We start from the raw sequence: 20,074 nt of genomic DNA, 5'->3' as shown, positions 1-20,074 counted from the left end.
GGGATCCCCCGGGTTCCTGTCCAAACAGGACATCCGTCCTGTTTGATTTCTGCGACCGCCTCCGGTCGGCAAGTTGCGTTGTCCTTAGACGAGGCCCCTCGCCCCGTCCATGCGTCAAATGTCAGCGATAGGGCGAGTCCAGCGAGATGTTGCGCGCCAGTTCGCGCTCCCAGCGGTCGCCATTCGCCAGCAGCCTGTCCTTGTCGTAGTAAAGCTCCTCGCGCGTCTCCGTCGCGAACTCGAAATTCGGCCCCTCGACGATGGCGTCGACCGGGCAGGCTTCCTGGCAGAAGCCGCAATAGATGCACTTCACCATGTCGATGTCGTAGCGCACGGTGCGGCGAGTGCCGTCATTGCGGCGCGGGCCGGCCTCGATGGTGATCGCCTGCGCCGGACAGATCGCTTCGCACAATTTGCAGGCGATGCAGCGTTCCTCGCCATTGGGATAGCGGCGCAGCGCATGCTCGCCACGGAAGCGCGGGCTGGTCGGCCCTTTCTCGTGCGGATAGTTGATCGTCTCCTTCGGCGCGAAGAACTGGCGCATCGACAGGAAAAAGGCGCTGACGAAATCCTGCAGCAGCAGCGATTTGGCGGCCTGGCCAAAAGCGGACATCACGCAAACCCCGTGATCTTGAGGAAGGCCGCGGTGGCAACGACCATGAATAGCGAAATCGGCAGGAACACTTTCCAGCCAAGGCGCATCAGCTGGTCGTAGCGGTAGCGCGGCACGAAGGCCTTCACCATCGAGAACATGAAGAACATCAGGCAGATCTTGAGCAAGAACCAGATCGCGGGGTTTACCCAGGTGAACGGCGCGAAGTTGAACGGCGGCAGCCAGCCGCCGAGGAACAGGATGGTGGCCAGCGCGCACATCATCACCACGGCGACATATTCGCCGAGGAAGAACAACAGGAACGGCGTCGACGAATATTCGACCATATGGCCGGCGACCAATTCGGACTCGGCTTCCACCAGGTCGAAGGGCGGGCGGTTGGTCTCGGCCAGCGCCGAGATGAAGAAAATGACGAACATCGGGAACAGCGCCAGCCAGTGCCAGTCGAGGAAGCTGTTGGGCAGGCCAAGCTTGGTGCCCAGCCCATCCTGCTGCGACAGCACGATGTCCGACAGGTTGAGCGAGCCGACGCAGAGCAGCACGGTGACGATGACGAAGCCGATCGAGACTTCGTAGGACACCATCTGCGCCGCCGAGCGCAGCGCGCCGAGGAACGGGTATTTCGAATTGGACGCCCAGCCGCCCATTATCACGCCATAGACCTCGAGCGAGGAGATGGCGAAGACGTAGAGGATGCCGACATTGACGTTGGCGATTGCCCAGCCGGCATGGATGGGAATGACCGCCCAGGCCGAGATCGCCAGGACCGCCGAAACCAGCGGCGCCAGCAGGAACACGCCCTTGTTGGCGCCGGACGGGATGACCGGTTCCTTGAAGACGAATTTCAGCAGATCGGCGAAGGCCTGCAGCGTGCCCCACGGGCCGACGACGTTCGGGCCGCGGCGCAATTGCACCGCCGCCCAGATCTTGCGGTCGGCGTAGAGCAGATAGGCGACCCCGATCAGCAGGACGACGATGAGGAGCATCGACTCGGTCACAATCCAGAACGCCGGCACCACATAGAAGGAGAAGAAAGTGTCCATGTCTACTCTGCCGCCTGCCTGAAGCCGTTTTTCGCCAGCGCCGAGCATTCCGCCATGACGGCGGAGGCCCGCGCGATCGGGTTGGTCAGATAGAAATCCGTGACCGGCGAGGTGAAAGTGCCCTTGTTCAGCCGCCCGCCGAGCTTCGCCACCCTGGCGATGTCGTCGGGGTTGCCTGAGACAACATGGTCGATACGGGCGAGATGCGGATATTCGCCATAGAGTTTGGCGCGCAGTTGCTGCAGCGAATCGAAGGGTAGTTTCTTGCCCAGCACATCGGACAATGCCCTCAGGATCGCCCAGTCTTCGCGCGCGTCGCCCGGCGCGAAGCCCGCGCGGTTGGTCTGCTGCACGCGTCCCTCGGTGTTGACATAGGTGCCGGACTTTTCGGTGTAGGCGGCTCCCGGCAGGATGACATTGGCGCGGTGCGCACCGGCGTCGCCATGCGTGCCGACATAGACGACGAAGGCGCCGCCGGTCTTGGACATGTCGACCTCGTCGGCGCCGAGCAGGAACAGAACCTCGCTCTCCCCCAACATGCCGGCAACGTTCTTGCCGCCCTTGCCAGGCACGAAGCCGACATCGAGACCGCCGACGCGCGCGGCTGCAGTGTGCAGCACGGCAAAGCCGTTCCAGTCGGCGCGGGCAGCGTTGACGGCCGTGGCGAGTTTCGCCGCCTGGCCGAGCACCGCCGCGCCGTCGGCACGCGACAGCGCGCCCTGGCCGACGATGATCAGCGGATGCGTCGCCTTCTTCAGCACCTGGAAGAACTTGCCGTTGCCGTCGGCGAGGTCTTTCAGCGACTCCGGGCCGGCGCCGAGCTGTTCGTAGTCGTAACGCGTGTCGCCGACCTCGCCGATGACGCCGACCGGCAGATTGCCGATCCGCCAGCGCTTGCGGATGCGGGCATTGAGCACCGAGGCCTCGAAGCGCGGATTGGCGCCGATGATCAGCACCGCGTCGGCCTGCTCAATGCCTTCGATGGTCGGGTTGAAGATGTAGCTGGCGCGGCCGAGCGCCGGATCGAGTGCGGCGCCGTCCTGGCGGCAATCGGTGTTCCTTGAGCCCAACGCAGCCATAAGCTGCTTCAGTGCGTAGATTTCCTCGACGGCGGCAAGATCGCCCGCAATCGCGCCGATTTTCTCGGGCGCAGCATTCGACACCGCATCCCTGATCGCAACGAACGCTTCGGCCCAGCTGGCCGGCGCCAACTTTCCGTCCTTGCGGACATAGGGGCGGTCGAGGCGCTGCGTGCGCAATCCGTCCCAGATGAAGCGGGTCTTGTCGGAAATCCACTCCTCGTTCACCGCTTCATTGACGCGCGGCAGGATGCGCATCACCTCGCGGCCACGGCTGTCGACGCGGATTGCCGAGCCGACGGCGTCCATGACGTCGATGGATTCGGTCTTGGTCAACTCCCACGGCCGCGCCTGGAAGGCGAACGGCTTCGAGGTCAGCGCGCCGACCGGGCAAAGGTCGATGACATTGCCCTGCAGCTCCGAGGTCATGGCGCTTTCGAGATAGGTGGTGATCTCGGCATCCTCGCCGCGGCCGATCAGGCCAAGCTCGGAAATGCCTGCAACTTCCGTGGTGAAGCGGACGCAGCGCGTGCAGTGGATGCAGCGGTTCATCACCGTCTTGACCAATGGGCCGATATATTTGTCTTCGACCGCGCGCTTGTTCTCCTGATAGCGCGAGGAATCGACGCCGAAGGCCATCGCCTGGTCCTGCAGGTCGCATTCGCCGCCCTGGTCGCAGATCGGGCAATCCAGCGGATGGTTGATCAAGAGGAATTCCATCACCCCTTCGCGGGCCTTCTTGACCATCGGCGTGTTGGTGAAGATTTCAGGCGCCTCGCCATTGGGTCCCGGACGGAGGTCGCGCACATTCATGGCGCAGGAGGCCTGCGGCTTCGGCGGCCCGCCCTTCACCTCGATCAGGCACATGCGGCAATTGCCGGCGATCGACAGCCGCTCATGGAAGCAGAAGCGCGGCACTTCCGCGCCGGCATCCTCGGCCGCCTGCAGCAGCGTGTAGTGGTCGGGTACAGTGATCTCTTTCCCGTCGACCTTGAGCTTTGCCATCAATTGCCCCTGGCGGTCTGCGCCGTCTCATATGCCTGAAACAGATCGCTCAGCCTGATGCCATTGATCATCATGCCGGCGACTTCAGCGTTTTCTATCTTCAAATTGCTCATATTCACATTGCTGAAAAACGCGTCCGAGAGGTTCGCGTCGTCCACAACGGCCGCCGACAGGTCGACGTTGTGAAACTGCGTGTTCGACAAGTTCACATCGTCAAATCTGGAGTTGCTGACGATGGCATTGCGCACATCGAGAACATCGCTCCTGTCGTGGATATCCATGCCTGCCACCCCTACTTCTTCGCCTTGGCGGCCAGCGTCAGCGCCGCGGCCTGGCGGGTCCACTCGTCGCGGCCGATGCGGCCGGTGAGCGACAGGTAGTCCTCGACCCAGGCGACCTCTTCCGGCGTCCACGCCGCGATCTGGGCAAAGGTCCAGATGCCGAGGCCGTTCAGCACCTTTTCCAGCTTCGGCCCAACGCCGGTGATCGCCTTGAGATCCGACGGCTTGGCCGGACGCGCCACGGCCTTGGGCTGTCTGAAATCCTCCGGCATCAATCCGATCGTCGCGCCTTCGGCGACGGCATCGGTCTTCTCCGGCTCGGCATCGACGGTGCGAGCGGCAATATCGGTCACATCCTGGGCAAAACTCTGCGCCTCGGCGATCAGGGTTCTGGTCGCCGCGCGCGCCTTGGTGGCCGGCGCGGTCTCGGAGAACTCTTGGGTGCGCTGCTCGAAATCGTCGATGATCGGCTGGAAAATCCGCTGCGATGCCTCGGCAGCACCCGACAAGGCGCCGAGCCACACGCCAAATGCATGGTTGGCAAGGCCGAAGCCCAGCGCCGACATGGCGGCGGCACCCGCGACAGGATGCGCGAGAAGGTTGACGGCGCTGGCCATCTCCTTCGGCATCATCCTCGTCAAATCCTGGTTCATCTTCTCAAGCTGGTCCAAATTGGGCATCAAAGGGTTCGAATAGGGCGCCATAGACATCTCCTGGTCGTTTCTTCGTCAGCCCCGCCCCTATATTTCCGTCCGGGGCTTGCGCCCGATTTCAATCTACTCAGCAGCCACCATCACCGGTTCGGCCCGGTGCGCGTTGCGCGAAAACTCGTCGATGCGCCGCTCCACCTCGCCGCGGAAATGCCGCATCAGGCCCTGGATCGGCCATGCCGCGGCATCGCCCAGCGCGCAGATCGTATGACCCTCCACCTGTTTGGTGACGTCGAGCAGCATGTCGATCTCGCGCTTCTGCGCCTCGCCGCGCACCAGCCGCTCCATCACCCGCCACATCCAGCCGGTGCCTTCGCGGCACGGTGTGCACTGGCCGCAGCTCTCATGCTTGTAGAAATAGGACAGCCTGGCGATCGCCTTCACGATATCGGTCGACTTGTCCATGACGATGACAGCCGCCGTGCCGAGACCCGATTTCAGGTCGCGCAGCGCATCGAAATCCATCGGCGCATCGATGATCTGCTCGGCCGGCACCAGTGGCACCGAAGCGCCGCCCGGAATGACCGCGAGCAGATTGTCCCAGCCGCCGCGAATGCCGCCGCAATGGGTTTCGATCAGCTCGCGGAACGGGATCGACATCGCCTCTTCGACGGTGCACGGATTGTTGACGTGACCCGAGATGCAAAACAGCTTGGTGCCGACATTGTTGGGCCGGCCGAAGGACGAGAACCAGGCGGCGCCACGGCGCAAAATGGTCGGCGCGACCGCGATGGACTCGACATTGTTCACGGTTGTCGGACAACCGTACAAGCCTACATTGGCCGGGAATGGCGGCTTCAGCCGGGGCTGGCCCTTCTTGCCTTCGAGGCTTTCCAGAAGTGCTGTTTCCTCGCCGCATATATAGGCGCCGGCGCCGTGATGCATGTAGATGTCGAAATCGTATCCGGACGTGTTGTTCTTGCCGATCAGCCTGGCCTCGTAGGCCTCGTCGATGGCGCGCTGCAGCGCTTCGCGCTCGCGGATGAACTCGCCGCGCACATAGATGTAGGCGGCGACCGCGCCCATGGCGAAGCCGGCGATGAACGAGCCCTCGACCAGCGTGTGCGGATCGTTGCGCAGGATATCGCGGTCCTTGCACGTGCCGGGCTCGGATTCGTCGGCGTTGACAACGAGATAGCTCGGCCTTCCGTCGCTCTGCTTGGGCATGAACGACCATTTCAGCCCGGTCGGGAAGCCGGCGCCGCCGCGGCCGCGCAGGCCTGACGCCTTCATCTCGTTGACGATCCACTCGCGCCCCTTGGCGATGATGCCGGGCGTGTTGTCCCAGGCGCCGCGCGCCATCGCGCCGGCCAGCGACTTGTCGAAGAGGCCGTAGATGTTGTTGAAGATGCGGTCTTTGTCGGCCAGCATGACTTACCTCTTTCCCCGCAAGACGATCGAGACCCACACCAGCACGCCCATGCCGGTCGCGGCCATCGATTCCAGGGTATCCGAAAACGGCAATCCGACGAGGCGCCGAAGCCCCTCCAGAAGGATGTTGGCAGCAGCGATGCAGACAACGCCGATGACAATGCTGCGCAGCGACAGCAAAGATCCGGTGCTTTGCGCTTCAGCCATCAACGTGGCTCCTTGCCGAAGACGCGGATGTATTCGGCGACGCCGCCCTTGGCGAGCGCCTTGGCCTGCTTGCCCCAGTCGTCGCGCTCGATGCGGCCCTGGAAAGCGAGATATCCATCCACCCAGTCGCGCTCGGCCTTATTCCAGGATGCGACCTGTGTGAAGGTGAAGATGCCAAGCGAGTGAAGGATGCCCTCGATCTTCGGGCCGATGCCCGAGATCAGCTTGAGATCGTCGACCGCAGCCGGCCTGTCGATTCCGGCCGGACGGTTCTTGTCCTCGAGCGACGGCTTTGCGGGCCTGGCTGCCGGCGCCTTGACGGCCGGGGCCACCGCGGCCTTGACCGCTGGCGCCTTGAATTCCGGCGCGGTGAAGGCAGTTGCCGGCGTGGCGGTGGTCTTCGGGCCATTACGCTGCTTGGCGACCTTCTCGACTTCAGGCGCCGCGGCGTTGGCGTTGGCGGCCGAATGCAGGGGCGCCGGGACGCTCGCCGCTTTTTCCGCCGCCGGTGCAACCTTGGCCCTGGAGGGCGACTTCAACGCCGAGCTGGTTTCCGGCGCATCGGTTTTCGGCTTGCCGGCATTGGATGGCGCCACCGGGGCGGCCGCTGCAGGAGCGGCAGGCGCCGGAACAGGCGCTGCAATGATCGCGTCGGGCGCCGCGTGGGCAGCCTTGCTCGCCGCCCTGGCTTCCTTGTCGCGCGTTGCTTTGAGGATCGCCTTTTCGCTCTTCAGCGTCGTCAGGCCAGGCGCCGGCTCCGAGCCGGTTCTGCCGTTTTGCGGTCCCGTGGGAACCGAGGCGCCCTTGCCCGCATCGTAAAGATCGATGATTTCGGCCAGCCGCTCGGGCGTCAGATCCTCGAACGTATCCTTGAAGACCATCACCATCGGCGCGTTGACGCAGGCGCCGAGGCATTCGACCTCCTCCCACGACAGCGTGCCCTTGTCGTTGGTGTGGAATTGGTCGTGATGGATTTTCGAGCGGCACACATCCATCAGCGCTTCCGAGCCGCGCAGCATGCAGGGCGTGGTGCCGCAGACCTGGATATGCGCGCGCGTGCCGACCGGATTGAGCTGGTACTGCGTGTAGAAGGTCGCGACTTCGAGGCCGCGAATGCGCGGCATGCCGAGCATGTCCGAAATCGTCTCGATCGCCGCCTTGGTGACCCAGCCTTCCTGCTCCTGCGCAATCATCAGCAAGGGAATGATCGCCGACTGCTCGCGGCCCTTCGGATATTTCTTGATCCATTGCTTCGCAACCGCCGCATTCGCCCGGTTGAAGGCGAAGGAGGCTGGCTGGACGCTTGCTTCTGCGAGACGGCGGACTGACATTTAGCGATCGACCTCACCAAACACGATGTCGAGGGAGCCAAGAACGGCGGTGACGTCGGCCAGCATGTGGCCGCGGCAGAGGAAATCCATGGCTTGCAGATGCGCGAAGCCGGGCGCGCGCAGCTTGCAGCGGTAGGGCTTGTTGGTGCCGTCGGAGACGAGATAGACGCCGAACTCGCCCTTCGGCGCCTCGACCGCGGCATAGACCTCGCCGGCCGGCACGCGGTAACCCTCAGTATAGAGCTTGAAATGATGGATCAGCGCTTCCATCGAGCGCTTCATCGCCTGGCGCTTGGGCGGCACCACCTTGCCGTCGAGGTTCGACACCGGCCCGGTGCTCTCCTTGCCGAGCAGAAGGTCGACGCACTGACGCATGATCTTGGCCGACTGACGCATTTCTTCCATGCGCACGAGATAACGGTCGTAGCAGTCGCCGTTCTTGCCGATCGGGATGTCGAAATCCATCTCGGAATAGCATTCATAGGGCTGCGACTTGCGCAAATCCCAGGCAGCACCCGAGCCGCGCACCATGACGCCGGAAAAACCCCAGGCCCAGGCGTCGGCAAGCGACACGATACCGATATCGACATTGCGTTGCTTGAAGATGCGGTTGCCGGTAAGCAGCTTGTCGAGGTCGTCAAGCGACTTCAGGAACGGGTCGATCCACTTGCCGATGTCCTCGACCAGCTTCGCCGGCAGATCCTGGTGCACACCGCCCGGACGGAAATAGGCCGCGTGCATGCGCGAACCGGAAGCGCGCTCATAAAACACCATCAGCTTTTCGCGTTCGACGAAACCCCACAGCGGCGGCGTCAGCGCGCCGATATCCAGCGCCTGCGTCGTCACATTGAGGATGTGCGACATGATGCGGCTGAGCTCGGAATAGAGCACGCGGATCAACTGGCCGCGCTTCGGCACTTCGATGCCGAGCAACCGCTCGGTGGCGAGCGCGAAGGCATGCTCCTGGTTCATCGGTGCGCAATAGTCGAGCCGGTCGAGGTAGGGCACTGCCTGAAGATAGGTCTTGTGCTCGATCAGCTTTTCGGTGCCGCGATGCAGCAAGCCGATATGCGGATCGACGCGGTCGACCACCTCGCCGTCAAGCTCCAGCACAAGACGCAAAACACCGTGTGCCGCAGGGTGCTGCGGTCCGAAGTTGATGTTAAAGTTGCGGACGGAGGTTTCAGCCATTCTGGCGCCTCTGGCGAAGAGTCAGTAGTGAGTAGTGAGTAGTGATCATCAATCTCAATGCCTGCTTCATTCCGCCTGCTTGGCCTGCACCGTTCGGATAAGAGATCTCATCATTTTTCCAATCTCTTCGCATCGCAGCAGCAGCTCAATCTCATTGTCTTTTCGCAGCAGGCCAACCCGACATGCCAGCAGTATGTGTGTCTCCAGTTCCTTCAACGAGCCTTGCGCCATGCGCAAAAATTGAACGAACGACCCTCTGTTCTCCCGACCGTATCCCTCCGCGACGTTCGCTGCGACCGAAACCGCCGATCGGCGCATCTGAGAGGTCATGCCGTAAATCTCATCCCTCGGAAACTCTTTGGTGAAACGGTAGCAATCCTCAGCAAGCGTCATCGCCGATTGCCACACCTTCAAGTCGCGATAAGATTCGATCCGTTGCTCCAAATCTTTTCCTACTGACTACTCACTACTTCCTACTCACTGTTTCGCCTTCTCATCGCCCGGCAGGACGTAGTCCGTCCCTTCCCATGGCGAGAGAAAATCGAAGTTCCTGAATTCTTGCTTCAATTCCACCGGCTCGTAGATCACGCGCTTGGCTTCGTCGTCGTAGCGCACCTCGACGAAACCTGTCAGCGGGAAGTCCTTGCGCAGGGGATGGCCCTCGAAGCCGTAATCCGTGAGGATGCGGCGCAGGTCCGGATGGCCGGAGAACAGCACGCCATAGAGATCGTAGGCTTCGCGCTCATACCAGTCGGCGCCGGGATAGACAGCGGTGAGCGACGGCACCAGCGTCTCTTCGTCGGCCTGGACCTTGATGCGGATGCGCAAATTCTGCTTCGGCGAAAGCAAATGATAGACGACATCGAAACGCTTGACGCGCGACGGGTAGTCGGCGCCGCAGATATCGATGATCGAAATGAACTGGCAGCCCGAATCGTCACGCAGGAAGCTTGTCACCTCGATCAGATTGTCTGTAGCAACCGAGATCGTCAGTTCGCCATAGGCAAGCACTGCATCGGTGACGCGGCCCGGCAGCTTTTCGCCGAGATAGGTCGACAGTTCGCTCAGGGATGCGGCCATGGGTCTACCGTTCGATCGTGCCGGTGCGGCGGATCTTCTTCTGCAGGAGAAGAATGCCGTAGAGCAGCGCTTCGGCGCTTGGCGGGCAGCCGGGCACATAGATGTCGACCGGCACGATGCGGTCGCAGCCGCGCACCACCGAATAGGAATAGTGATAATAGCCGCCGCCATTGGCGCAGGAACCCATCGAGATGACGTAGCGCGGCTCCGGCATCTGGTCGTAGACCTTGCGCAAAGCCGGGGCCATCTTGTTGGTCAGCGTTCCCGCCACGATCATGATGTCGGACTGGCGCGGCGACGCGCGAGGAGCCACGCCAAACCTTTCAGAATCATAGCGCGGCATCGAGGTGTGGATCATCTCGACGGCGCAGCAGGCGAGACCGAAGGTCATGAACATCAGCGAGCCGCTGCGTGCCCAGGTGATCAGCGCCTCGGTCGAGGTGACCAGAAAACCCTTGTCGGCCAGTTCATTGTTGATCTCGAGGAAGAACGGATCGTCGGAACCGACCGGACGTCCGGTATTGGGGTCGATCAGGCCTTTGGGTTTCGGCGCGACGAGCGTTCCGGAACTGTCGTTCAATCCCATTCCAGCGCTCCTTTTTTCCACTCATAGGCAAAGCCGATGGTCAGCACCGCCAAAAACACCATCATCGACCAGAAACCGAGCATGCCGATCTTCGAGAACGACACCGCCCACGGAAACAGGAAGGCCACTTCCAGATCGAAGATGATGAACAGGATCGACACCAGGTAGAAGCGGATGTCGAATTTCATCCGGGCATCGTCGAACGAGTTGAACCCGCACTCGTAGGCGGAAAGCTTCTCCGGATCGGGATTGCGATAAGCCACCAGGAACGGCGCGATGATAAGCGCCAGGCCTACAACTGCGGCCACGGCGATGAAGAGGACGATGGGCAGGTATGAACTGAGGAGTACGTTCATGCTCGGCTTTCCGTTGGCGGCCAATCCACTTTGATTACAGCAACCAACCCTAATGCGGAAGCGCGACAGTTTAACCGCTGAACCGCTTTAGGTGCCTTTGCTGCAACGCGGCGAGGGTTAGCGCAGGGCTTTCAGCGAAGCAAGTCAAACCTTGTTCAAAAGACAGTGCTGGACGGCAGGCCGGGAAAAACTGGTCCGATCTCCTCCTGTTTGATTTCCTTCATCTTTCACTCCACTTTTGTCTCCTGACACATCTCCCGCCATTTGCCTGCTAGCATGACCGGAATCGCCGGCTAAAGTCGGGAAAAATGGTTCGAGGCAAGACACTTTGACGAAGGACAATATCTCACTCCCGACGGCCAGGCGCATCGCGCTCGCCGCGCAAGGATTTCTCGATCCCCGCCCGGTCGGCACGCCCGATCGCCGCCACCTCGCCCGCGTGCTGTCGCGCACCGGCCTGCTGCAGATCGATTCCGTCAGCGCCGTGGTGCGCGCCCACTATATGCCGCTCTATTCGCGGCTTGGCCCCTACCCGCTGGCTTTGCTCGACAATGCGGCCATCACCCGCAAACGCACGGTGTTCGAATACTGGGCGCATGAGGCCTCGTTCCTGCCGGTCGAGACCTACCCGCTGATGCGCTGGCGCATGCAGCGCGCTGAAAGCGGCGACGAAATGTATCTGGGCCTCGCCAAATGGGGCCGCGAGCACGCCGCCTATATCGAAGAGATCTACCGCGCGGTCGCCGAGCGCGGCCCGATTGCCGCTTCGGCACTGGAGGGCCAGAAAGGTTCGGGCGGCTGGTGGGGCTGGAGCCACGCCAAGCACGCCTTCGAATGGCTCTTCTGGGCCGGACGCATCACCACGGCGCACCGCCGTGGCTTCGAGCGTTTCTACGACCTGCCCGAGCGCGTGCTGCCGCAGGCGATCCTCGACCTGCCGGTGCCGGCGGCCGAGGACGCGCACCGCGAATTGCTGCGCATTTCCGCCCGCGCCCACGGCATCGCGACGTCGGGTGACCTGCGCGATTATTTCCGCTTGTCGCCGGCCGACATGAAGGGCCGGTTGGAGGAACTGGTCGAGATGGGCGAGTTGCTGCCGGTAAACGTCGAAGGCTGGGACAAGCCGGCTTACCTCTATAGGGACGCCCGCCTGCCGCGAAAGATCGAGGCCCGCGCCTTGCTGGCCCCCTTCGATCCGGTGGTCTTCGAGCGCGCGCGCACCGAGCGTCTCTTCGATTTCCGCTACCGCATCGAGATCTACACTCCGGCCGACAAGCGGCAATATGGCTATTACGTGCTGCCTTTCTTGCTCGGCGACAAGATCGTCGCCCGCGTCGACCTCAAGGCCGACCGGCCTGCGAGTGTCTTACGCGTCCACGCCGCCTATGCCGAAGCAGGCGCACCGCCTGAGACCACCGCACAGCTTTTCGAGGAACTAAAGGAGATGCAGGGCTGGCTTGGCCTTGAGCGCATCGAAGTGACGCCGGCCGGCAATCTGGGGCCGGCATTGGCTAGCGAGAGAGATGGCCAACCCTTGCAGCGTCTGTCATAGACGCCTCAATAAGCCTCGTAGGTTGTGCAATGGCATCAGACAAAGTGCTCGACATAATCCATGGCGCCCTCATTGCGCATGGAATAGATGCAGTCCGCAGAGATAGGGACGTCATGCTCCAATCGAAGCAGCTTCGGTTTGAGGCTGAGGTGTTCGAGACGAGTTCTGACCGGCTGGTCCTGGAAATCTACATTTTTTCTCCGCTGCTTGATGTTCAGCCGGTCATTGAATCCTTTGCTGGCTTCGGCGACACGCGCGAACAGGAACTGAACCAGGCGTTTGAAAAGTTTCTCCGTGGTGTTTTCCATGTGGCCATTGAGGGACTGGCCGATCACGTCTGCGAGAACATGCAGGCCGAAATAGAGCTTTGGCAGCGAAGCAGCGCCAGTTGGAAGATCTGGCGAAAAGATGCCCGCTGGAAAATCTATAGCGGCCCGGTCATTTCCCAAGCCACAACCGAGCTATGCTCGCTGACACCAGGCTATCCAGCATTCTATGCCAAGCTGGAAAAACTGTTCACAGCTTCGGTACCCCCCGGAAGCCATTTTGTCCGGACCTTTCTGGCAGGCTTGAAGGGCACGCTGATTAGTGCCGAAGTCCTTCTGGACAACGCGGTTTGGCATGAGGGACAGAATCTGGCTGTCGGTCATGACTGGGACTATAGCGATGGCTATCAAGCTATCCGACAGGTCATCCTGGCACTGCCGGAAGCCGGGACATGACAGCCCCTGCCGACATCGCCATGTCGTAGCCGTGCGTTGACACCGCCGCCCGCAAAAGCCTAAATCCGCTGCAGACGGTCCCCTGCCCGCAACGGCAAGGGCCAAGAGGGAATGCGGTGCGGGACGAAAATCCCAAATCCGCGGCTGTCCCCGCAACTGTAAGCGAAGAGCCAAGGCCGAAAGCCACTGGGTAACACCGGGAAGGCGGCTAACCAAGGCGATGACCCGCGAGCCAGGAGACCTGCCGTCTGAGACAAAGTATCCGATCGCCTGGCGGGTTTCCGGGCAAGGAGCACGGTTTTTGGACCAGAACAGCAGTTTTTCGGCTGGCACAGCGGACATTGCGTCCGGGGACAACGACGCCCTGACCGGCGTGACCGTCATCGTCTGCGCCTCCTGCCGCGATGAGACCGGTTCCGACGCCCATCCGCGCGCCGGCGAATTGCTGGCTGAGGACACACGCCGCGCCGCTGCCGGCGATATCCGGGTCCGCACCGCCGAATGTCTCGGCAATTGCAAGCGCCGCCTCAGCGCCGCGATCCTGCGTGATGGCTGCTGGAGCTATGTCTTCGGCGATCTGGCCCCAACCAGCGGCGCCGACCTCGTCACCGGCGCAAAGCTCTTCGCGACTTCGACCGACGGCCTCATCCCGTGGCGCGGCCGGCCCGATAGCCTCAAGCGCGGCCTCGTTGCCCGCATCCCACCCCTCGACATGCTGAAGGACTGACGATGAACGCTTCAAACCCGGCCGCCAACCTCTCCCGTGTTCCCTGCACTGTCGTTACAGGCTTCCTCGGCGCCGGCAAGACGACGCTGGTCCGCCATCTCCTGGAAAATGCCGGCGGCAAGCGCATCGCCATCATCGTCAACGAGTTCGGCGACATCGGCATCGACGGGGAAATCCTGAAAGGCTGCGGCATCGACACCTGCCCCGAGGAAAACATCGTCGAACTGGCCAATGGCTGCATCTGCTGTACAGTCGCCGACGATTTCGTGCCCGCCCTCGACAAGATCCTCGCGCTGACACCGAAGGTTGACCACATCCTGATCGAGACCTCGGGCCTGGCTCTGCCCAAGCCGCTGGTCCAGGCGTTCCAGTGGCCGAGCGTGAAGAGCCGGGTAACCGTCGACGGTGTCATCGCCGTGGTAGACGGCCCGGCGCTGGCCGAAGGCCGCGTCGCCAACGACATGGACGCTTTGCAGGCACAGCGCGCTCAGGACGAGACGCTCGACCATGACGATCCTGTCGAAGAAGTGTTCGAGGACCAGATCGCCTGCGCCGACCTGATCATCCTGTCGAAGAGCGATCTGATGGACGCCCCCGGTTCGGCCCGCGCCAACGCCATCATCAATGAACATTCCGCCCGCGCGGTAAAAATCGTGCCGACTGCGCATGGCAAGGTCGACCCGTCGGTGCTGCTTGGCCTCGGTCTCGCCGTCGAAGACGACATCGAGAACCGCAAGTCGCATCACGACGGCGCTTTCGATCATGAGCATGACGATTTCGACACCTTCATCGTCGACATCCCCTCGATCACCAATCCGGACGAACTGGCAAAGCGCGTCGCTGCCGCCGCCGAACAGGAAAACGTGCTTCGCGTGAAAGGCTTCGTCGAGGTCGGCGGCAAGCCGATGCGGCTTTTGCTGCAGGCCGTCGGCCCACGCGTCAACCATTACTATGACCGCGCCTGGACGGCCGAGGACGATCGCCGCTCGCGTCTCGTCGTCATTGGCCTGAAGGGGCTGAACCGTCCGGCGATCGAGCGTATACTCGCCGGTTGATCTCAGGCACGAGCCGCGATGCACATACTCACCACGACCTCCGCCTCGCTCGACGATCTCGCCGAGCCGGTTGATCTCCGGCAGACGCCGGCGGATATCGTGGCGCTGTCCTTCACCGACAGCGACCTCGCCGGCCTCGCGGCGGCCTGGAAGGCCGATGCCGCCCGCCTGCCGTCGATGCGGCTGGCGGCGTTGCGCGACCTGCGTCATCCCATGTCCGTGGACCTCTGGATCGACAGCGTCGCCCGCCAGGCCAAGGTGATCTTGGTGCGCATCCTCGGCGGCTATGACTGGTGGCGCTATGGCTGCGACCAACTCGCGGTGACTGCTCGCGAACGTGGCATCAAGCTGGCGCTGCTGCCTGGTGAAAGCCATGACGAGGACCTCAGGCTGATCGAAGCCTCGACGCTGCCGCGCGAGGAGCAGGACGGCCTGCTGGGCTATTTCCGCGAGGGCGGGCCGGAGAATATGGCAGCGCTGATGCAGCGGCTGGCGGGGTTGGCTGGGCAGGATGCGGCGGCGGCTGAGCCGGTCAGCGTGCCGAAAGCCGGGTTTTATGAGCCTGGCTGCGGCGTGGTCGAATTTGCCGATGTCGGCGTTCCGTCACACCCCCCTCTGTCCTGCCGGACATCTCCCCCTCAAGGGGGGAGATCAGCCGTCACCACAGCCGGCTCCTCTTCGGCCCCGTTGAACAGGAAGCTGTCTGGGTCATCTAAGATTGGCGAAACCGTTGACGACAGATCAATCTCCCCCCTTGCGGGGGAGATGTCCGGCAGGACAGAGGGGGGTGGGCGGGAACTCGGCGCAGACAACATCAACTCTCCCATCATCCCCATCCTCTTCTACCGCTCGATGCTGCTGGCCGCCGATGTCGCGCCAATCGATGCCCTCTTTGATGCACTCCGCCAGCGCGGCATGAGACCGATCCCGATCTTCGTCTCCAGCCTCAAAGACCCGACCTCCCTGGCCTTCGTCGAAACTGCTCTGGCCGCGCTCAACCCCGCCGCCATCATCACCGCAACCGCCTTCGCATCCGGCGCCGAACCCGGCGTCCAAACCCTGTTCGACCGTGCCGGCGTGCCTGTCTTCCAGGTCATCGTCGCCACCACCCGCCGCGACGTCTGGGACAACAACCAGCGCGGCCTGGCGCCCGCCGACCTCGCCATGCATGTCGTGCTGCCCGAACTCGACGGCCGCATCCTCGCCGGCGCGATTTCCTTCAAGGGCGAGAGCGAGACCGACCCGGCGCTCGGCCACCGCGCCTTCGCCAACCGCCCGGAACCGGATCGCGTGGCGCAAGTGGCGGACAGGCTAGCGGCGTTCACACGGTTGCAGCAGACGCCCCGCGCGACGCGTAAGTTGGCGATCCTCATTCCGGACTATCCGAGCGCGCCCGGCCGCACTGGCTATGCAGTGGGCCTGGATGTGCCGTCCAGCGTGCTGGCCATGCTGCATGACCTGAAGGAGCAGGGCTATCGCGTTGACGGGATTCCAGAAACGCCGCGTGCGCTGCTGGACGCGTTGGAGCGGAGCGATGGTGGGCTGGGGCTGGAAGAGTATCTGGACTTCTCGAAGGATTTGCCGGCTGAGGCACTGGCTGCAGTCGAGGCGGCATGGGGTGCTCCTTCACGCTCCCCCTTGTGGGGAGGGTCGGTTCGCGACATTCGCGAAGCGGATGGCGCGAAACGGGGTGGGGGTAGCGGTGCACCACCCCCACCCGGCCCTGCGGGCCACCCTCCCCACAAGGGGGAGGGCAAGAGCGGCTTCCCTTTCCGCGCCGCCACCTTCGGCAACATCACTGTCGCTCTCGCCCCCGACCGTGGCCGCTCGGCCGACCGCCGCGCCGACTACCACGACCCGACGCTGCCGCCGCGCCACGATCTGCTGGCCTTCGGCCTGTGGCTGCGCAAATCGCTCCGCATCCATGCTCTCATCCATGTCGGCGCCCATGGCACGCTGGAATGGCTGCCCGGCAAGACGGTAGCGCTCTCACAAAACTGCTTCCCCGAGATCGTCACCGGCTCGTTGCCCGTCATTTACCCCTTCATCGTCTCCAATCCCGGCGAAGCGGCGCAGGCGAAGCGGCGTATCGCCGCCGTCACGCTTGGCCATCTGCCGCCGCGGCTGACCGGTGCCGGCCTCGACGAAGGGCAGCACCAGCTCGAACGCCTCGTCGACGAATATGCCCAGGCCGACGGCCTCGACCGCCGCCGCCGCGATCGTCTGGCCAAGCTGATCGTCGACACGGCGCAAAAGACCGGCTTCGCCTCCGAAGCCGGCGTCGCCGGAACCGATGCGCCCGACGAGGCGCTGCGCCGCATCGACGCCTGGCTCTGCGACCTCAAGGATTTCGCCATCAAGGACGGCCTGCATATTTACGGCCGCGCGCCAGACGACGAACCCGACGCCATGCGCCGGCAAAGCGCCGAAGCCGAGAAGGCCGCGCTGCTGGCGGCGCTCGACGGCCGTCACATCAAGGCGGGTCCGGCGGGCGCACCGGCGCGTGGCCGCTCCGACGTGCTGCCCACCGGCCGCAACCTGTTCACCTCCGACCCGCGCACCATGCCGACGCCGACCGCCTACGATCTGGGAAAGGCGGCGGCAGAAGAAGTCGTGCGCGGCTATATGCAGTCGCATGGCGACTGGCCGCGCTCGCTGGTCATCGACCTCTGGGGCTCGGCCTCGCTGCGCACCGGCGGCGAGGAGATCGCGCAAGGCCTGGCGCTGATGGGCTGCCGGCCGCAATGGGATTCGGCCACCGGCCGCATCACCGGCATCGAAGTGCTGCCGCCGGCCACGCTCGGTCGCCCGCGCGTCGATGTCACCTGGCGGATTTCGGGTCTGTTCCGCGACATGTTCCCGACCCAGATCGCGCTGATCGACGCCGCCGCCAACGCCGTTGCCGCGCGCGACGAGGACGATTCGGAAAACCCGCTCGCCGCCAGAACCCGTGCCGATGGCAAGATCGGCCCGCGCATCTTCGGCACCTCGCCCGGCACCTACGGCGCCGGCGTCGAGGACCTGCTGTCCAGCGGCGACTGGGTCGGGCGCGAAGAAATCGGCCGCGCCTATCTCGATGCGACATCACATGCTTATGGCGGCGCAGAGGGCGAAGGCATCGCCTCCCCCGGCGCTTTCGAGACCCGCGTCGCCGAGGCCGATCTGCTGGTCCACACCGGCGACGATCCCGGCCGCGACATTCTCGAGGGCTCCGCCGACGTCGCCTTCATCGGCGGCTTTTCGGCCGCCCTTGCGGCATTGGGCCGAAATGCCGACGTCATCGTGCTCGACACCACCGACCCGCAAAAGCCGAAGCCGCGCTCGGTCGGCGAGGCTGTGTCGCGGGTTGTGCGGGCGCGAGCCGTCAATGCGCGCTTTATAGCCGGCCAGATGCGGCATGGTCCGCGCGGCGCTTCCGAGTTTGCCGAAACCGTCGACCGCCTCATCGGCTTTGCCGAAACCACGCACGCCATTTCGGGCGCGTTGATCGAGGCCGTGCATGACGCCTATGTCGGCGATCCCGATGTCCGCGCCTTCATCCTGCGTGAAAATCCGGCCGCTGCCAAAGTCATCGCCGAGCGCTTCCTGTCGGCGCGCCGGCGCGGTCTCTGGCATCCCTTGCGCAACGCGATCGACGACGATCTCGCGGCGTTGATCGCCGAGGCCGAGGCGCTCGGGGTCGCGGCATGAACGCCTTCTCGCGCCGCGGCGCCTGTCCGGCTCTCTCGGCGCCGATGCAGACCGGCGATGGCCTGCTGGTGCGGCTCAACCCGGTTGCTGGAGGGCTTTCCCCCAAGTCGCTGATCGGACTCTGCGAATCCGCCTTGAAGCGCGGCAACGGCATCATGGAAGTGACCGCACGAGGCAGCCTGCAGATACGCGGCCTGACGGCGGAAAGTGCGGTGCTGTTGGCGGCGGAGGTCGATGCACTGGGGATTGCAGTGCGTACCGGCGTGCCGGTCGAGACCGGGCCGCTGGCTGGCATCGATCCGCGGGAGATTGCCGATCCGCGATCTTTGGCTGAGCGGGTCAGGGCTGCGGTCGAGGAAGCTGGGCTGACGCCAAGGCTCGGGCCGAAGGTTTCGGTGGTTGTCGATGGCGGCGGGCAGTTGACGATGGATGGGGTGACGGCCGATGTCAGGCTGAAGGCGGTGCGATTCAGCGCTAGCGTTCTGTGGGCTTTGTCTGTTGCCGGCGATGGCCAAAGCGCGAGGCCGCTTGCGACGGCCGATGAGGATGCAGCGCGCGAAATTGCGGTTGCTGTGCTGAGGATGGTTGCCGAGAAGGGGCGTGACGCACATTCTCGGGATTTGTCGGAGAGGCAATTGGCCTCTCTCGCAAGCTGGCATTCCTTCGCGCCCCCCTCTGTCCTGCCGGACATCTCCCCCACAAGGGGGGAGATCAGCAGCTTCGCTGTCAGCTCTTCGCCTTCGACGTTGAAAACTGGCGAAACCGGCGGCGACAGCACAATCTCCCCCCAAGTGGGGGAGATGTCCGGCAGGACAGAGGGGGGCGCCGTAGAGCGCTCTCGCTCGCCGATTGGCCTCTTCGACTTGAACACCGGCCACGCCCTCGGCATCGGCCTGCCCTTCGGCAGCATGCCAGCGCAAAACCTTATCGACCTTGCCAGCCGAGCGTCGAACCTCGGCGTCGCCGAAATCCGCCTCGCCCCCGGCCGCGCCTTGCTGTTCCTCGGCCAACCGTCGTCCGCAAACCACCCCCTGCGAGCCACCGCCGCCGCGCTCGGCTTCGTCACCACCGCCGCCGACCCGCGCACCCGCATCGCCGCCTGCCCCGGCACTCCTGCCTGCGCATCCGGCCGCATCGCCACGCGCGATATTGCCGAGACAATCGCCGCCGAAAACGCTGATATCCTCGACTTCACACTGCACATTTCCGGCTGCGCCAAGGGCTGCGCTCACCCCGGCTCTGCCGCGCTAACAATCGTCGGCGGCGAAAACGGAGCCGGACTTGTCGTGAACGCGACGGCAAAGGGCCTTCCTGCGGGCTACAGGCCGGGCTATGACGCCGCGCGCGGCATCGGTCGCGTCGCAGCGATGGTCCGCAGCGCTCGATATCCAGGTGAAACCGCCGCCGCCTGCCTGACAAGGCTCGGACCGGCGGCAATCGCCAAGGCTTACCGACAAATTGAACAACGGAAATGA

General features: G+C 63.7%; 19 protein-coding genes and 1 riboswitch. Of the genes, 6 read left to right on the top strand and 13 right to left on the bottom strand.

Translation table 11 applies throughout. The features are described 5' to 3' along the window. Positions 1-121 precede the first annotated feature (121 nt). The 13 genes from nuoI to NKK50_RS02485 all read right to left on the bottom strand — a co-directional run bounded on the left by nuoI (position 122) and on the right by NKK50_RS02485 (position 10,853). Positions 122-613 (bottom strand): NADH-quinone oxidoreductase subunit NuoI, encoded by a 492-nt coding sequence (gene nuoI, locus NKK50_RS02545; RefSeq protein ID WP_023685203.1) that lies wholly within the window; start codon positions 611-613, stop codon positions 122-124. Further along, on the bottom strand, positions 613-1,656 hold the full coding sequence (gene nuoH, locus NKK50_RS02540; protein ID WP_352543070.1) for an NADH-quinone oxidoreductase subunit NuoH: 1,044 nt from the start codon (positions 1,654-1,656) through the stop codon (positions 613-615). Before nuoH ends, nuoI begins: the two co-directional genes overlap by 1 nt. A 2-nt stretch (positions 1,657-1,658) precedes the next feature. Beyond that, complete coding sequence (gene nuoG / locus NKK50_RS02535; RefSeq protein ID WP_352543069.1) at positions 1,659-3,740, bottom strand: NADH-quinone oxidoreductase subunit NuoG; 2,082 nt, start codon at positions 3,738-3,740, stop codon at positions 1,659-1,661. After that, positions 3,740-4,021 (bottom strand): pentapeptide repeat-containing protein, encoded by a 282-nt coding sequence (locus NKK50_RS02530; RefSeq protein WP_023670817.1) that lies wholly within the window; start codon positions 4,019-4,021, stop codon positions 3,740-3,742. Before NKK50_RS02530 ends, nuoG begins: the two co-directional genes overlap by 1 nt. 11 nt (positions 4,022-4,032) lie before the next feature. Continuing rightward, positions 4,033-4,725 carry a helix-hairpin-helix domain-containing protein gene (locus NKK50_RS02525; RefSeq protein ID WP_352543068.1) on the bottom strand — a complete coding sequence of 231 codons (693 nt, stop codon included), beginning with the start codon at positions 4,723-4,725 and terminating at the stop codon, positions 4,033-4,035. Between the two features lie 72 nt (positions 4,726-4,797). Further along, positions 4,798-6,102 (bottom strand): NADH-quinone oxidoreductase subunit NuoF, encoded by a 1,305-nt coding sequence (gene nuoF, locus NKK50_RS02520; RefSeq protein WP_023670819.1) that lies wholly within the window; start codon positions 6,100-6,102, stop codon positions 4,798-4,800. A 3-nt stretch (positions 6,103-6,105) separates the two neighbouring features. Then, positions 6,106-6,309 carry a hypothetical protein gene (locus NKK50_RS02515; protein WP_352543067.1) on the bottom strand — a complete coding sequence of 68 codons (204 nt, stop codon included), beginning with the start codon at positions 6,307-6,309 and terminating at the stop codon, positions 6,106-6,108. Further along, entirely contained in the window at positions 6,309-7,640 is a 1,332-nt protein-coding gene (locus tag NKK50_RS02510) for an NADH-quinone oxidoreductase subunit E (RefSeq protein ID WP_352543066.1), read from the bottom strand. The genes NKK50_RS02515 and NKK50_RS02510 overlap by 1 nt, the downstream gene beginning before the upstream one ends. Continuing rightward, positions 7,641-8,831: an NADH-quinone oxidoreductase subunit D gene (locus NKK50_RS02505; RefSeq protein WP_023670822.1), complete on the bottom strand. Its 1,191-nt coding sequence runs from the start codon at positions 8,829-8,831 to the stop codon at positions 7,641-7,643. A 66-nt stretch (positions 8,832-8,897) separates the two neighbouring features. Further along, a complete protein-coding gene (locus NKK50_RS02500; RefSeq protein ID WP_031193090.1) occupies positions 8,898-9,275 on the bottom strand; it encodes a four helix bundle protein in 378 nt (125 codons plus the stop codon). Between the two features lie 33 nt (positions 9,276-9,308). Further along, the gene (locus tag NKK50_RS02495) at positions 9,309-9,911 is read right to left on the bottom strand and encodes an NADH-quinone oxidoreductase subunit C (protein ID WP_023670823.1); all 603 of its coding nucleotides are present in this window, start codon (positions 9,909-9,911) and stop codon (positions 9,309-9,311) included. Positions 9,912-9,915: 4 nt separating this feature from the next. Then, positions 9,916-10,497: a NuoB/complex I 20 kDa subunit family protein gene (locus NKK50_RS02490; protein ID WP_023670824.1), complete on the bottom strand. Its 582-nt coding sequence runs from the start codon at positions 10,495-10,497 to the stop codon at positions 9,916-9,918. Then, positions 10,488-10,853 carry an NADH-quinone oxidoreductase subunit A gene (locus tag NKK50_RS02485; protein WP_023670825.1) on the bottom strand — a complete coding sequence of 122 codons (366 nt, stop codon included), beginning with the start codon at positions 10,851-10,853 and terminating at the stop codon, positions 10,488-10,490. Before NKK50_RS02485 ends, NKK50_RS02490 begins: the two co-directional genes overlap by 10 nt. A 328-nt stretch (positions 10,854-11,181) precedes the next feature. Between NKK50_RS02485 and NKK50_RS02480 the strand changes: the two genes are divergently transcribed. The 6 genes from NKK50_RS02480 to cobG all read left to right on the top strand — a co-directional run bounded on the left by NKK50_RS02480 (position 11,182) and on the right by cobG (position 20,074). After that, positions 11,182-12,405 (top strand): winged helix-turn-helix domain-containing protein, encoded by a 1,224-nt coding sequence (locus NKK50_RS02480; RefSeq protein WP_352543065.1) that lies wholly within the window; start codon positions 11,182-11,184, stop codon positions 12,403-12,405. Positions 12,406-12,518: 113 nt separating this feature from the next. Further along, positions 12,519-13,127: a DUF6348 family protein gene (locus NKK50_RS02475; protein ID WP_023706139.1), complete on the top strand. Its 609-nt coding sequence runs from the start codon at positions 12,519-12,521 to the stop codon at positions 13,125-13,127. 58 nt (positions 13,128-13,185) lie between these two features. Beyond that, positions 13,186-13,390: riboswitch (cobalamin riboswitch) on the top strand. Between the two features lie 38 nt (positions 13,391-13,428). Next, the gene (locus tag NKK50_RS02470; RefSeq protein ID WP_023815532.1) at positions 13,429-13,854 is read left to right on the top strand and encodes a DUF1636 family protein; all 426 of its coding nucleotides are present in this window, start codon (positions 13,429-13,431) and stop codon (positions 13,852-13,854) included. Between the two features lie 2 nt (positions 13,855-13,856). Continuing rightward, complete coding sequence (gene cobW, locus NKK50_RS02465; protein WP_352522010.1) at positions 13,857-14,909, top strand: cobalamin biosynthesis protein CobW; 1,053 nt, start codon at positions 13,857-13,859, stop codon at positions 14,907-14,909. Positions 14,910-14,927: 18 nt separating this feature from the next. Continuing rightward, entirely contained in the window at positions 14,928-18,599 is a 3,672-nt protein-coding gene (cobN, locus tag NKK50_RS02460) for a cobaltochelatase subunit CobN (protein WP_352543064.1), read from the top strand. Further along, entirely contained in the window at positions 18,596-20,074 is a 1,479-nt protein-coding gene (gene cobG, locus NKK50_RS02455) for a precorrin-3B synthase (RefSeq protein WP_352543063.1), read from the top strand. The genes cobN and cobG overlap by 4 nt, the downstream gene beginning before the upstream one ends.

The sequence above is a fragment of the Mesorhizobium sp. M0001 genome, from assembly GCF_040324255.1.
Classification (GTDB): domain Bacteria; phylum Pseudomonadota; class Alphaproteobacteria; order Rhizobiales; family Rhizobiaceae; genus Mesorhizobium.
Note: the sequence above shows the minus strand (reverse complement) of the source record. Positions and strands in the feature narration are given on the sequence as shown.